The organism is Microbulbifer maximicatervae (SeqCode) (genome assembly GCF_056231245.1).
On the sequence record NZ_CP174334.1, the window covers coordinates 3,693,691 to 3,708,180 of the forward strand.

15 protein-coding genes are annotated in these 14,490 nt (G+C 52.4%); 3 read left to right on the forward strand and 12 right to left on the reverse strand.

The features are described 5' to 3' along the window. Positions 1-15: 15 nt before the first annotated feature. The gene (locus tag ACJJIS_RS16170; protein WP_475708549.1) at positions 16-165 is read left to right on the forward strand and encodes a hypothetical protein; all 150 of its coding nucleotides are present in this window, start codon (positions 16-18) and stop codon (positions 163-165) included. 91 nt (positions 166-256) lie between these two features. Here the strand turns inward: ACJJIS_RS16170 and ACJJIS_RS16175 are convergent, their stop codons facing one another. The 4 genes from ACJJIS_RS16175 to ACJJIS_RS16190 form a co-directional block, all read right to left on the reverse strand. Then, positions 257-670 carry a hypothetical protein gene (locus tag ACJJIS_RS16175; protein WP_475708550.1) on the reverse strand — a complete coding sequence of 138 codons (414 nt, stop codon included), beginning with the start codon at positions 668-670 and terminating at the stop codon, positions 257-259. A gap of 117 nt (positions 671-787) precedes the next feature. Continuing rightward, the gene (groL, locus tag ACJJIS_RS16180; RefSeq protein WP_282931589.1) at positions 788-2,428 is read right to left on the reverse strand and encodes a chaperonin GroEL; all 1,641 of its coding nucleotides are present in this window, start codon (positions 2,426-2,428) and stop codon (positions 788-790) included. Between the two features lie 48 nt (positions 2,429-2,476). After that, a complete protein-coding gene (locus ACJJIS_RS16185; RefSeq protein ID WP_020412315.1) occupies positions 2,477-2,770 on the reverse strand; it encodes a co-chaperone GroES in 294 nt (97 codons plus the stop codon). A gap of 215 nt (positions 2,771-2,985) precedes the next feature. Beyond that, positions 2,986-3,471 carry an FxsA family protein gene (locus tag ACJJIS_RS16190; protein WP_445354910.1) on the reverse strand — a complete coding sequence of 162 codons (486 nt, stop codon included), beginning with the start codon at positions 3,469-3,471 and terminating at the stop codon, positions 2,986-2,988. Positions 3,472-3,615: 144 nt separating this feature from the next. Here ACJJIS_RS16190 and cfa point away from each other — a divergent pair, with 144 nt between their 5' ends. Then, positions 3,616-4,764 (forward strand): cyclopropane fatty acyl phospholipid synthase, encoded by a 1,149-nt coding sequence (gene cfa / locus ACJJIS_RS16195; RefSeq protein ID WP_444906127.1) that lies wholly within the window; start codon positions 3,616-3,618, stop codon positions 4,762-4,764. A 90-nt stretch (positions 4,765-4,854) separates the two neighbouring features. Here the strand turns inward: cfa and ACJJIS_RS16200 are convergent, their stop codons facing one another. Continuing rightward, complete coding sequence (locus ACJJIS_RS16200; protein ID WP_413664719.1) at positions 4,855-5,616, reverse strand: SDR family oxidoreductase; 762 nt, start codon at positions 5,614-5,616, stop codon at positions 4,855-4,857. 84 nt (positions 5,617-5,700) lie between these two features. Continuing rightward, on the reverse strand, positions 5,701-6,732 hold the full coding sequence (locus tag ACJJIS_RS16205; protein WP_475708551.1) for a DUF481 domain-containing protein: 1,032 nt from the start codon (positions 6,730-6,732) through the stop codon (positions 5,701-5,703). A 241-nt stretch (positions 6,733-6,973) separates the two neighbouring features. On the opposite strand from ACJJIS_RS16205, the gene ACJJIS_RS16210 reads away from it, so the two are divergent. After that, the gene (locus ACJJIS_RS16210; protein ID WP_444912299.1) at positions 6,974-7,279 is read left to right on the forward strand and encodes an MGMT family protein; all 306 of its coding nucleotides are present in this window, start codon (positions 6,974-6,976) and stop codon (positions 7,277-7,279) included. A 20-nt stretch (positions 7,280-7,299) separates the two neighbouring features. Here ACJJIS_RS16210 and ACJJIS_RS16215 read toward each other — a convergent pair whose 3' ends face one another. The 6 genes from ACJJIS_RS16215 to ampE all read right to left on the reverse strand — a co-directional run bounded on the left by ACJJIS_RS16215 (position 7,300) and on the right by ampE (position 14,482). Further along, positions 7,300-8,571: an AmpG family muropeptide MFS transporter gene (locus ACJJIS_RS16215; RefSeq protein ID WP_413664716.1), complete on the reverse strand. Its 1,272-nt coding sequence runs from the start codon at positions 8,569-8,571 to the stop codon at positions 7,300-7,302. 236 nt (positions 8,572-8,807) lie between these two features. Further along, positions 8,808-10,181 (reverse strand): AmpG family muropeptide MFS transporter, encoded by a 1,374-nt coding sequence (locus ACJJIS_RS16220; RefSeq protein WP_475708552.1) that lies wholly within the window; start codon positions 10,179-10,181, stop codon positions 8,808-8,810. A gap of 71 nt (positions 10,182-10,252) precedes the next feature. After that, positions 10,253-10,825, reverse strand: coding sequence for a YbhB/YbcL family Raf kinase inhibitor-like protein (locus ACJJIS_RS16225; protein ID WP_413664714.1), 573 nt, complete (start codon positions 10,823-10,825; stop codon positions 10,253-10,255). Positions 10,826-10,840: 15 nt separating this feature from the next. Next, complete coding sequence (locus ACJJIS_RS16230; RefSeq protein ID WP_475708553.1) at positions 10,841-11,827, reverse strand: threonine ammonia-lyase; 987 nt, start codon at positions 11,825-11,827, stop codon at positions 10,841-10,843. A gap of 113 nt (positions 11,828-11,940) precedes the next feature. Next, complete coding sequence (locus ACJJIS_RS16235; RefSeq protein WP_475708554.1) at positions 11,941-13,368, reverse strand: aldehyde dehydrogenase family protein; 1,428 nt, start codon at positions 13,366-13,368, stop codon at positions 11,941-11,943. A gap of 238 nt (positions 13,369-13,606) precedes the next feature. Further along, positions 13,607-14,482 (reverse strand): regulatory signaling modulator protein AmpE, encoded by an 876-nt coding sequence (ampE, locus tag ACJJIS_RS16240; RefSeq protein ID WP_444914474.1) that lies wholly within the window; start codon positions 14,480-14,482, stop codon positions 13,607-13,609. Between the last annotated feature and the right edge of the window lie 8 nt (positions 14,483-14,490).

Genomic DNA, 14,490 nt, shown 5'->3' on the forward strand with positions numbered 1-14,490 from the left:
ATATGGAGATTTAACATGAGTGATAAAGGCTGGGGAAATGGTGTCATAAGCACACAAGACGGATATCAACCGATCAAAAAAGGGTATCAGCCAACCAAAGGACAGAAACCAACTCCTCCAAAACCACCTCAACCCAATACTGGCAAACCTCCGGCTAAACCGTAGGAAGGTATATTCGGGTAGCCAAAGATGTCTAGCCTTCGGCTACCCCAGCACGTTGCTTGCTGATATGAACAGGACGTCCCACTATCGCTCCTCAAACCGAGTATTGTTCAACTTCACCAGAAACATCATCGGTTGAGCGCCTAGGGAAGGGCTTTGGCTCTCCCAGAATCAGATTTGAAATCAAGAAGTCCAACAACAATACATCATAGCGATTATCAGTCTCTCGATATTGACTCGGATCCCTGTTAACCCGCGTATTTTCTGCAGAGCAACCACTTTCAGTCTCCACCAAGTCAAGTTCATAAATACAAACACCCGTCCAACTTCGACAAAGATAAAAACGCCCATCATGAAAATAGCCGTTCCATTTCTCATCCATACTTCTCGCAGTCAACCCCTGCTGTAATTGCTTATATTCACCATGAGAAAATTGGCGGTGGTATTCAATCAACTCACTTATCCCTGAGAGCGTCTTGATACTAGAGAACCTATCGCTACCAGTCACTCGCCTACACCCTGAAGATAAAATTGATAACTAAAAGCAGATCCTAGTAAACCACTTTCCACAAGGCAAAAAAAAGCCCCGCAATTGCGGGGCTTTTTAGATAGGCTTAAGGCCGACTTACATCATGCCGCCCATACCGCCCATGCCACCCATACCGCTCATGTCAGGAGCAGCCGGCTTGTCTTCCGGAATTTCTGCAACCATGGCTTCGGTGGTGATCATCAGGCCAGCGATAGAAGCTGCCGCTTGCAGAGCAGAGCGGGTTACTTTAGCTGGGTCCAGGATACCCATTTCCAGCATATCGCCGTACTCACCAGTAGCAGCGTTGTAACCGAAGTTGCCTTCGCCTTGCTTGATCTTGTCAACAACTACGGAAGCTTCGTCACCAGCGTTGGAAACGATTTGACGCAGAGGCATTTCCATAGCGCGCAGGGCTGCAGCGATGCCGTGGTTCTGGTCTTCGTTGTCGCCAGTTACAGAGATAACCTGGGTAGCGCGAACCAGAGCGGTACCACCGCCAGGCACTACGCCTTCCTCTACTGCGGCGCGGGTAGCGTGCAGCGCGTCTTCAACGCGGGCTTTCTTCTCTTTCATTTCCACTTCAGTAGCGGCGCCTACTTTGATTACCGCAACACCGCCAGCCAGCTTGGCTACGCGCTCTTGCAGCTTCTCTTTGTCGTAGTCGGAAGAGGACTCTTCGATCTGTGCACGGATCTGGCTAACGCGAGCTTCGATGTCTTTAACATTGCCAGCGCCGTCAACGATTACAGTGTTTTCTTTGGACAGGGTTACGCGCTTAGCAGTACCCAGGTGCTCCAGAGTGGTACCTTCCAGCTCCAGGCCAACTTCTTCAGAAATCACGGTGCCGCCAGTCAGGATAGCGATGTCCTGCAGCATGGCTTTACGACGGTCGCCGAAACCAGGTGCTTTAACAGCAGCAACTTTAACGATGCCGCGCATGCTGTTTACAACCAGAGTTGCCAGCGCTTCGCCTTCTACGTCTTCAGCGATAATCAGCAGCGGCTTGGAAGCTTTAGCTACTTGCTCCAGCAGGGGCAGCAGGTCGCGGATGTTGGAGATTTTCTTGTCTACCAGCAGGATGAACGGGCTGTCCAGCTCGGCAGTCATGTTCTCTTGGTTGGTGATGAAGTAAGGAGACAGGTAGCCGCGGTCGAACTGCATGCCTTCTACTACGTCCAGCTCGTTTTCCAGGCCGGAACCTTCTTCAACAGTGATAACGCCTTCTTTGCCAACTTTTTCCATGGCTTCAGCGATGATGGTACCAACGCTCTCGTCGCTGTTAGCGGAGATAGTACCTACCTGAGCGATAGACTTGGTATCAGCACAAGGAGTGGACAGGCCAGCAATGTGGTCAACAGCTGCGGTTACCGCTTTGTCGATACCGCGCTTCAGGTCCATTGGGTTGAAGCCAGCGGCTACGGATTTCAGACCTTCAGTTACGATAGCCTGGGCCAGAACGGTAGCGGTGGTGGTGCCGTCACCAGCGGTGTCAGAAGCTTTGGAAGCAACTTCTTTAACCATCTGTGCGCCCATGTTTTCGAACTTGTCGCTCAGCTCGATTTCTTTCGCTACGGAAACACCGTCTTTGGTTACGGTAGGAGCGCCGAAGGACTTGTCCAGAACTACGTTGCGGCCTTTAGGACCCAGGGTAGTTTTTACAGCGTCTGCCAGGATGTTTACGCCTTTCAGCATTTTCTGACGAGCGTCGTCACCAAAAATTACGTCTTTAGCTGCCATGATTCTTATTCCTCAAATTCTTTTTGCGAGTAAAGTTAAAGGCTGGCCTTAGCCTTCCAACACGCCGTAGATGTCACCTTCGCTCATGATGATCAGCTCTTCGCCTTCCACCTTGAGGGTATTGCTGTCGGCATAGCGACCGAAAACAACAGTGTCACCTACCTTCACAGACAGTGCGCGAACGTCGCCATTGTCCAGCTGCTTGCCCTCACCCACGGCTACCACTTCACCTTGGTTCGGCTTTTCTTTGGCAGCGCCTGGCAGCACGATACCGCCAGCTGACATCGCTTCTTCTTCCTTACGGCGTACTACGACGCGGTCGTGTAAAGGACGAATTTTCATGGATAAGTTCTCCATTGAGTCGTTTTAATGGTTTCCAACATGGGCGGCACTGGCCCTTTGGGCCGGTAACCTCACCCCTCTCTGATCCCCAGAGGCGGGGCTTAATTCTCAGTTGAACCCTATCTATGGGCGGGAATAAGGATTTCAACACCATCAGGTGAAAAAACTGCAAAGCAAATTCTCATCACTGACATTTTGTATATTTTTTAACCCAATTAGGGCTTGGGGCGCTTATCTTCAACGGAGTGTTGACTCTCTCCGGGGCGCTTCTCATCTTTCGAATACTCCCCCTCAATAATGTCGTCGCTACGCTTGTGATTTGGCGACTGATTGAAGTGCTGCGGAGGAACCACTTTGACGTGGCGAAGGATAAAACCGAGCAACAGGTTCCTGAGCCCTGGAATCAGGCAGATAAAGCCAAAGAAGTCAGTAATAAAGCCCGGGGTGAGCAACAGCACACCACCCACCGCGAGGAATATCCCTTCAACCATCTCTTTGGCGGGAATATTTCCAGCTTGCATCTTCTCCTGGGCCCGCATCAGGGTAGAGATTCCCTGGCGGCGAAGCAGTGTCACTCCTACCACTGCGGTCAAAATGACCAGGCCGATCGTTGGCAAGGCGCCAATTTCACTGCCTACGGCAATCAACACCCACATTTCAAGTACAGGTAGGGCTATAAATAGAAGTAATAATGGGCGCATTGCGGAAATTCCTAGTTAACCAGCTTCGCAGAGAGCCGGGACGATCACGGTTTTTTCAATATGCTGTAGTAAATGGAGTGGGGAGGCAAATTATTCAAGGGCGCCTTATTCCACCCCAAAGTAACTGGAGAGAGGAAGGATTGAATGGCAAGCGAGCAACAGGATGCTATAGAAGTGCCAGCCATCGGACGCAGTCGCCACTTAGTGGACGATATATTGGCGAAAGCGGACATTCAAATTAACGGGGAAAGACCCTGGGACCTGCAACTCCACCGGGAAGCAGCCCTTGATGAGGTCATCGCCCGTCACAGCTTAGGCCTGGGTGAGACCTATATGCGCGGCGATTGGGATGTCCAAGACCTGGATCAGTTCTTCCACCGGCTACTCAGTGCTGAGATTCATCACAGTATCAAGAACTGGCGCTACTTTTGGCGCGCCACACGCAGCTATCTGGTGAATCTACAAAGCAAAAACCGCTCGTTTAATGTGGGAGAGCAACACTACGACCTGGGCAACGAATTCTATAGTGCCATGCTCGACAATCGGCTTACGTACAGCTGCGGCTATTGGAAAGAGGCTGAAACCCTCGACCAAGCCCAGGAAGCCAAGCTGGACCTGATTTGCCGCAAGCTGGAATTGAAACCCGGGATGCGCTTGCTGGATATTGGCTGTGGCTGGGGCAGTCTGGTTAGCTATGCCGCGCAAAAGTATCAAGTGGAGTGTGTTGGAATTACGATTTCCCGAGAGCAAAAAGCCTATGTGACAGAGCGCTATGGTGAACTGCCAATTACTGTCCGCCTTCAGGACTATCGAGAACTCAAAGAACCTTTTGACCGCATTGCCAGCGTAGGGATGTTTGAGCATGTCGGCCGCAAGAACTACCGAACATTTATGGAAACAGCAGCGCGCTGTCTGAACAAAGATGGGTTGATGATGTTACATACGATCGGTAACAACCAGCGCACCGCATCTACGGACTTGTGGACAGAAAAATATATATTCCCAGGTGGTGAGCTACCTTCCGTAGGACAGCTGGGCGACGCGACCGATCGCTTGCTAGTGTGCGAAGACCTGCACAACTTTGGATACTACTACGATAAAACCCTGATGGCCTGGCATGAGAACTTTGAGAAAAACTGGCCGCGCTTTGCCGATCGCTACGGCCAGCGCTTCTACAGGATGTGGCGCTACTATCTACTATCTTACGCCGGTGCATTCCGGGGGCGCACACTTCAGCTATGGCAGCTAATGTATTCGAAGTTCCGCGCCGATGGTGTTACGCGTTTGAGTTAAAGCACTATTCGCTGTAGATCCAGAAACTAATTACAGAATCAAAAAAGGGTGAACTCAGTTCACCCTTTTTATGCTGGGAAAGAGGGAAGTTTACAAGCGCGCTCCGCCATCAATATCTATCACTCGACCGGTGACATAGTCGTTCTCCAGAATAAACGCTACTGTCGAAGCGATCTCATCCTGCTCACCCAACCTGCGCAGGGGCACTTGTTTTACCAGACTCTCAAGAATCTCAGGGCGCATTTGCGCAACCATATCGGTGCCGATAAAACCCGGAGCAATCCCGGCAACACGCACGCCGTAGCGCGCCAGTTCGCGTGCCCAGGATACCGTCATCGCTGCAACACCCGCTTTACTGGCGGAGTAGTTGGTCTGCCCCATATTGCCCGCACGGGACAAACTGGAGATATTGACCATCACCCCACCCTTGCCGCTTTCCGCCATAATGCCCGCTGCAGCACGGCCACAAAGGAATACACCGGTAAGGTTCACATCGATCACAGACTGCCACTGTGCCAGGGACATACGATCTGTCACTTTGCCGTCTTTACACTTGAGCAACATGCCATCGCGCATAATGCCGGCGTTATTAACCAGAACCTGGAGTCCGCCAAAGTCTGCTGCGATTTTCGCAAAGCCGGAGTCCACCGCTTCCTCATCGGCAACATTGATCAAGTAGCTGCGAGCCTCTGCACCGAGCTTTTCACAAGCTGCAACGCTGTCTTTCAGGCCTTCCTCATTAACATCGATCAGGGCCAGGCGGGCGCCTCGCGCAGCCAGATACTCGGCCATGGCTCGGCCCAACCCCTGGCCCGCACCGGTAATCGCAACAATACTGTCAGCGATTTGCATATTGAACTCCTCGTCGTCGCTCGTTTTTTAGATTTATCGTTTATGACTGCCTTCGAACCTGCCCTATGCAGGTTCGAGGGGGAATTACCATTCGTAACCGACACCAACGGTCACTTTGGTATCTTCTTTTTCACTTTCCAGGGAGGGCGTATTGTCGTACTGCCACTCGTAACCGATCTCCATCAGCACGCCTTCAACCAGCGGTGTGCGCACCCCCAGCTTGGCATTAGCTTCGTAGTCGTTACTGTGATCAAAGGATTGTAAGGTTTCCTGGTCGAAATAAATTTCCGGCCCAAGGGAAAACTTGTAGCGGTAGTTAAGTGCAATTCGACCGGCGACATAGCGCTCATCCTGGCCTTCACTCAACTCTTCGTCGATAAAACTCTCATGCAGGCTACTCACACCACCTTCGAGGGAAAAAGTGGTTTTACTGGTATCGTAAAACAGATAACCCATACCGAGACCGAGCGTAGTTCCCAGGTCTAAGTTCTGAGCCTCTTCCCTTTCCAACTCACTGTTAGCCGCGGCAAACCACTTCTCAGCAAATATCCAGCGGAGATCATAATTGAGCTGGTATTTTTCCAGGTCACCGTCTTCTTCACTTTCCTGGTTCTGGTAAACCGCCCCCATCAAGTGGTTAAAATCTCCATGGCGGATATCCAAGTTAATATTGGCATCGAGGTCTTCACGCTCACGGTTACCGCTCTCGAATACGCCTCCGGCGGTAACATCACCGCTGAATAACACCGGACTGGTGGTAAATGTACTGTAGGGTTCTGCCCGCTCAATACCGGGGAAATCGATCAACCAACCGCGCCCTTCAGCGCAGTACACTTCCCAACGCTCCTGGCGGTGGCCGGCTAAGGTACAGGGTTCATCCCTGCCTGCAATTTTGATATCGGTATCGATGTCCATCGACACCACTTTGGATTTGTCGACTTTAACCTCACCAAAAGTCTCTGACTTCCAAGTGACCTGATCCTTCTCTACCAGCACCAACTCGCCCTGAATACGATCGCCATTTTCCAGGGTCAGCACACCGGCATAGGCCTGGAAGGGCACAAGAAATAAGAGAGTTCGAGCAAAGAACCTGGGGAGTCGTGTCGATAAAACCACTAAGAAACCTTGGACTTTTTAGGAGTATGAACGGTGCAAACAGCTTCAACAATCGCACCATGATGCCACAACTAGAATCATGTGGCACGCCGTCACAGCAGAGGCTTTCGCGCCCTGGGGACTGTGACCTTGCGAGCTGGTAAAGTATCCATAAATGGCGAATAAAAATCTCATTTTCTGGAGATTACAAAGTAAAAAATTGCGCCCAATTGGCGTGATTCGCCGATATTTAGAGCTTTTTATGGAAAAACAGAACTCCCTGGAAAGAATATGCCAAGCCTTGGCGGCAATCCCCAAAGGGCGGGTTGTCACCTACGGGGACTTGGCTGAGATGGCCGGCTACCCACGCGCTGCGAGACTTGCAGGTCAGACTCTGCGTAAATTACCCCGGGGTACCAAGCTACCCTGGCACCGGGTGATTAACGCCCAGGGGCGCATCTCCCTGCCGGAACCCGGCGCCAGCCGCCAGCGTGAAAAACTGGAAAGAGAGGGGGTCATACTGCTGAAAGGGCGAGTGGATATGGGCAAATACCGCTGGAAACCTTAGCCCCAATCGCAGACAGAAAACTACGCTACCTCATCAGCCCCCCAGGGCGCGACCCAAAATAACAGGATCATTCCAGGCACCGCCAGAACGGCACACAGGAGAAAGAAATGTGTCCACCCCATTCCCTCCACCAAATAGCCAGTGGAGGCATTGGCGAAGGTGCGCGGGAGCGAGGTCAAGGCAGTAAACAAGGCAAATTGAGTCGCGGTGTGCAACTTGCTGGTAGTTCGGGCGATAAATGCAATAAACACCGCTGTCCCCAACCCCACCCCAAGATACTCAAAGGCAATTACTATCGCCAATAGCCAGAGGCTCGGATTGAAATCTGGAGTGCCCACCAGCTCGCCATTCACTTCAGACAAAATCATAAATCCGAAAATTGAAACCAGCTGTACCACCCCGAAAATCCATAGGCACTTATTAATCCCGATCTTCACAATTAATAAGCCGCCAAAGAAACCGCCAATTACCGCAGGCCACAGACCGGCATTCTTTGCCACTATGCCGATATCCGTATTGGAATATCCCATATCCAGGTAATAAGGCGTCGCCAGTGCCGTAGCCATGCTATCGCCGAGCTTGTACAAAAACATAAAGGCCAGTACGAGCACCGCCTGTTTTACGCCATTGCGATTAAAGAATTCGACGAAGGGTAAAACAATGGCCTCGCGCAAAGATTTAGGACGACCTGCTGGATGGTCTGGCTCAGCGACCATCAAGGTCATAAAGACGGCAATCAACATAAAGGCCGCAGTAATCATAAACACCTGGTCCCAGGCCAGGTGGTCCGACAGGATCAAGCTGAGGGATCCCGGAATCAAGCCGGAAATACGATAGGCGTTGGCGTGAAAGGAATTGCCCAGGCCCAACTCCTGGTCTGGCAGAATCTCGCGTCGGAAAGCATCCAGGACTATATCCTGGCTGGCGCTAAAAAAAGCCACGGCAAAGCAAATTGCGGCAATTGACCAAATATCAAACTGGGGACTGAACATCCCCAGGACGCCAATGGAAACAATCAGTAACAGCTGCATTACCAGCATCCAGCCCCGCCGGCGGCCTAGCATCGGGAATGCGTAGCGCTCCATCAATGGAGACCAGATAAATTTCCACGTATAGGGCAATCCGAGCAATGCAAAAATACCGATAGTGGCCAGATCCACGCCTTCGGTACGCAGCCAAGCGGGCACCAACTGTATCAATACAAAAAGAGGCATCCCCGAAGAGAAACCGGTGCCAATACAAATCAGCATGCGCCGATTAAACACCGCCTCCCGGATGGTTTCGTGGGCCATAGTTTGTCGCTTTTATTCGCTGAGCATCATCTACCAGTGATACCCGACCCAACAGGCAACAGACACACAATCGAACATAAGGGCGAGTCTATGGAGGGGTGGGTTTCACCTTTACAACCACCATAGACACAAGCCGGGCAGAATGCCCGGCGAAGAGTTTTGATATGACATAGGGATTCAGAAAAGAGCTGAATTCGGGGTGTACTCTTAGAGAGGAAATAGCATCCCTGTAAACCTTAGGTAGTGCCCGCTCCAGGCTGAACTTCTTCTCCCGGCCAGTCGCGCTGCTCGCGGCGCCAAAAATAAATGGACAGCAGAATGGCTGGTATTCCCATAAGCGCCGCATAAATAAAGAAGTAGGCATAACCCTGAGCATCCACCACTATGCCGGAAAAACCACTGATAAATTTCCCCGGCAAGGTCATCAGGGAGCTGAACAAAGCATATTGAGTGGCGGTATAAGCTTTATTCGCAAGACTGGAGAGAAACGCGATCAGTATCGCATTGGCAATTCCTCCACTGATATTGTCCGCACTAATTACCAGCGCTAGCCAAGCTTTATCGGGACCGATCACAGCGAGCTGGGCAAATAACAGGTTGGTACAGGCAACCATAACCGAACCCAGTATCAACGGGCGCACAACACCGTATCGCACCACTAACAGCCCGCCTAGAAAGGAACCAAAAATAGTACAGAAGAAGCCAAACAGTTTACTGATTTCAGCGATTTCCGTTTTGGTAAAGCCCAGATCCAAATAGAAGGGATTGGCCATCATACTCATCGCGAGATCACTTAAACGGAAGATACTGATAAATAACAGCAGAATGATTGCGAAGCGGCCATTGCGCTGAAAAAACTCGATAAAGGGGCAGGCCACGGCGCGAATAAACCACTGCTTCAAGCGACCGTGTTCCCCCTTGCCCAACAGACGCTGGGCCCACTCGCTTTGCAGTTCATCGGCTTCCTTGTTTACCTTGCTGTGATCGGGCTCGGCAATAATCAGAGTGGTAATCAGGCCCACGCCCATCAATCCAGCCATCGCAAAATAAGCACCAGACCAGCTAAAGATATCCGCAATAAACAGGGCGCCCGCTCCCGCAACCAGCATTGCCACCCGATAGCCAAATACATAATTGGTAGCCATAGCGCCCTGATAGTCGTCATCCATGGCCTCAATTCGATAGGCATCAATCGCCACATCTTGAGAGGCCGAACAGAAAGCGACCCACAGGGCCAGCAAGGCTACCTGCATCAGGGAGAGCTGGGGATTTACACTGGCCATACCTATCAGGCCAATCGCTATCCCGATTTGGGATGCCAGCATCCAGCCCCGACGCTTGCCCAATTTGTCCGTGAAAAAAGGCAGACGCAGCTGATCGACAATAGGGGCCCAGAGAACTTTGATCGAAAAGGTAATCCCCACCCAGGCAAAAAACCCGATGGCAGTACGGCTGACACCGTAATCCCGCAGCCAGGCAGTCAAGGTAGCGAAGACCAGCAGAAATGGGAGGCCGGCGGAAAAGCCGAGGAAAAACATGGTGAGTACACGGGGCTTCAAATAAGCGGCCAGCGCTTGCCCCCATGTCATTTGTTTTTGTGAGTTGGTCAAGCGCGGGCCTCCAGAGCCTGAGCCGCCGCAACAGCGATCACCGTGCAGCGGGATTAGATTAATTTATTTACTCAGTGGCCCCACAAAACTTCCAGCTCCGCTTCGGCCAACTTATTGGCATTGATATTGAAGCCAACTTTAGCAGGAGAAGTGTTTTCATCCAGCGGCAGGGATTCCACTTTCAAGGCATAGACACGAAAACGATAGCGATGATCCCCGTGCCCCTTGGGCGGGCAGGCACCACCGTAACCGGAATTACCATAATCATTGCGCCCTTGCACTGCTTCTGGAATCAGGCCGTTTTTCAGGTCACCGGCCCCTTCCGGAAGATTGGTAGTATCCACTGGGATATTAAATACCACCCAGTGCCACCAACCGCTGCCGGTAGGCGCGTCGGGATCGTAAGCGGTAATAGCAAAACTCTTTGTGCCCTCCGGTGCCCCACTCCAGCTCAATTGGGGAGACAGGTTCTCACCGCCGCAGCTGCCATAAACATGAGCCATGGGCATTTTCTTTCCAGCTTGCAGGGAGCTGGATGACAGTGTCAGCTTCTCAGCAATCGCGTTGGTTCCAGTCAGTGACAGCGCAGCAGCACAAAGCAACCCGGCCAAACCCCGGCCGCCCTTTTTCAATAAATGGCTCATATCCCAGTTCCCCTTTTAGTTTTCTTCACTGGACAGCAGTGGGCCCACTTTGTCCAGATCCATATTTCCGCCGGTCAGAACAACCACGACATTCTTATTGCGAAAGCGCGCGCTGTGCTCAATGATCGCAGCGAGACCCACCGCAGCCGACGGTTCTACCAGCTGTTTGGTTCGCGTCCACAATAGCCGCATCGCATTGACGATACCAGCTTCGCTGACTGTCACAATATCCCGCACCGTGCGCTCAATAACGGCGTAATTTTTGCCGCCCAATGTTGTGCGCAGACCATCGGCGATCGTATCGGGTTGTTGTGTGGTGATATGAACTCCACCGCGCAGTGAACGCTGGGCATCATCCGCTCCGGCGGGTTCCGCACCAATCACCAGAATATCGGGGGCAAGCGCAGCCATTGCCAATCCCACGCCAGACAAAAGTCCACCGCCTCCCACTGGCGCCACAATAACGTCTGGAGCAAAGCCCTGTTCGCGGCTCTGCTTGAGCACTTCCATGGCTACAGTGCCCTGCCCAGCAATAATGCGCTTATCGTCATAGGGCGGGACTTCGTGCGCACCGGTTTCCTTAAGTACCTTTGCCAAAGTGGATTCGCGATCAGCCAGGCTGGGGCCCGAAGTCACCACTTTGGCACCGTACCCCTCAACCGCCATGCGCTTTGTCTTGGGAGCCGTTTCGGGCATCACCACCGTACAGGCCAATCCCCGCTGGGCTGCTGCCCAGGCGAGCGCCGCACCGTGATTACCGGACGAATGGGTGGCAACTTCCTCGACCCCGTCCGGGAGCAGCGAAAGCGCATTAGCCGCGCCCCGCGCTTTAAAGGCACCCACTTTCTGCAAGTGCTCACACTTAAACCACAAATTGGCGCCCGTCAGCTCGTTCAGCTGCCGAGAGCTGAGCAGAGGGGTCTCGTGTACCATGCCTGCAATATTTTGTGCGGCACTAAATACATCCTCACTGGCAGGTATCTCGTTGCAATCCAGGGGCATAACACTGTGTATCCTTTTCGACTACATGGGAATAATCCAGCTTATCCACCGCCGATAACATCCAGTGTTCTACGGAGCAGGCACAGGGGAAAACCGCGCCTGTCGATAAGGAATTATTTGCTGAGCATACGCAGGAATTTCATTTTCCTGTCGTTGAAGGGTGCATATCGTATATCGATATCGAGGATATTTCTGCGCCGCATTACGGCCTTGTAATGACTGAAAGTGCGGAAGCCATGCTCTCCATGGTAGGACCCCATACCGCTGGCACCGACGCCTCCAAAAGGCAGGTCCTGGGCCAGCATAAACATCATGCAGTCATTCACGCAGGCGTTGCCGGAGCTGCAACGGGATAGAAGCCGATCCGCCAATGCTTCATCCTGGGTAAATACATACAGGGCCAGGGGCTTCTCTCGCTCATTGACAAACTCCTCCGCTTTGGAGAAATCATCCAGTTCAATAATGGGGAGTATCGGGCCAAAGATCTCCTCCTGCATAACTCCCGCAGAGAGATTGACGTTGCGCATTATGGTGGGCGCCATATAGCAGTCATCCACATCGACTTCACCGCCAAATACCACCTCTCCATCCCCCAGGTAATCCGACAGGCGAAGGGTGTGCTGGCTGTTAATAATGCGCCCATAGTCGGCAGATTCTCGCGGATGCTCCCCATACATTTCCCAGAGCACCCGCTGCAACATGGGGGTGAGCCGATCGGCTGTCCGCCGACTACAGAGAACATAATCCGGGGCGATACAAGTCTGCCCCGCATTGGTAAATTTACCCCAGGCAATTCGCCGTGCAGCCACTTCCAAGTTGGCATCATCGGCAACAATACAAGGGCTCTTTCCGCCGAGTTCCAGGGTTACCGGAGTCAGGTATTTAGCCGCCGCACTCATTATGATTTTGCCGACCCGGCCACCGCCGGTGTACATAATATGATCCCAGCGCTGCTCCAGCAGCGCCGTGGTTTCTGCCACACCACCTTCGACACACGCAAAGGCATCATTGTCGAGATAACGCGGTAATAATTCTGCGATTAACCGGGAGGTTGCGGGCGATAATTCAGAGGGCTTTACCACCGCGCAATTGCCAGCGGCAATCGCCGGTACCAACGGCGATAACAATAATTGCAGCGGATAATTCCAGGCACCGATAATCAGCACAACACCCAGCGGCTCCGGTTGCACATAGCTCTTGGCCGGCTGGGTCATCATCGGCGATTGGACCTTGCGCGGGCGCACCCATTTCTTCAGGGACTTCAGGGTGTGATCGATATCGTTGTAGAGAAATGAAATTTCAGTGAGGTAGCTTTCCTGGGGAGCTTTGCGCAAATCATCGCGAAGGGCTTGGACAAAATGTGCCTCGTTCTCGGAGATCATCTTGCGCAGCTGAGACAGTTGCTTGCGCCGCCAACTCAATTCAGTGGTGCTGCCGCTGCGAAAATAGGTTCGCAAGCCCGCCACTAATGTGGCTGCGTTCCAATCATTTGCCCTAGCCAGATCTGACAACATTTGCGGTTCCAATACCGAAAATTCCAAACCCTACTTCCTCCAATGAGTATAAGCCGTCGCAGGCAATGACTAGCTTCGCTTTATTGATATGGCAAAGCACCGAAGTCCGGCCGCTGGGGCGCGCAATTTCGTAGGAAGGGGGGGATAAGTCAAGATAGGAAGGAAAGAAAATTTTGAAAATGGCGACAAATTCAACAATCGCCCCAGAAGACAAAAGTAGCTCTGGGGCGATGGTACAGGCATTACGGAGTTATTCAGAGGCTCCTTAAATAAACAGAACCAGAAGGGCCAAACCAGTGATCCACAGAAGCAAGGTTCTGGATAGCAGCGCTTGAAGCCCCTCAATCTCCGCACCACTTTGGCGCTGCATCTGAGACAGATCGGAGCCACCACTGCACTCACTGGCGTCAATACCGCCGAGAGCTCCTTCCAGGTAGGCCTCGAGAACCTGATCGGTATGGCTCTCACGACACATCAACACCCGGCGCCAGGCGCGGTAACAGCCTGCAAAGTTACCCACAATGGCAAAGCTCAGCCCCATAACACGGACCGGCAGCCACTCTAACAACCACAACCAACGCGCCGCCGTCGCTTCTTCGGAGGAGCCCCGGGTATTTTCTGCGTACAAAGCACTCAAGCGGAAGAGAACTGCCCCGGGAATACCCAACAAAATAAACCAGAACAGCACAGCGAAGAGTCTCTCAAAGGCGCAGTAGGCAGCGCCGCGAAATACCTGTTCATGCAGACAAGTGTCATCGGAGGGCGCTTCGTGTAACTCGCGCAAAATGGGCGCCGCCGCTTTGGTGGCACCTTCCAGGTCTCCGCTATACCAGTGACGCAGGTAATTTGCGACGATATCGTTGAAGTTGCCGCGACCGAGACAATAGAGCAGCAGTGGCACCCCCAACAGCAAGTAGCCCAGACCGCCCGCAGCGCCCTCTGCCAGCGTCATCGCAATTGCAGAGATCAATACTGGAACCAGGATAGTGACACCAAGCAGCAGACCGCTATTGCCATTAATACTGGGCAATGCCTGTAAGTACTGACTCCAGCGACTGAACCAACCATCGCGATGTAACGGAGCCCCTGAGCCCCAGATTTGCACCAGGGCAACGGTGATCAGAACAATTAACAGAGTCATAAATAATC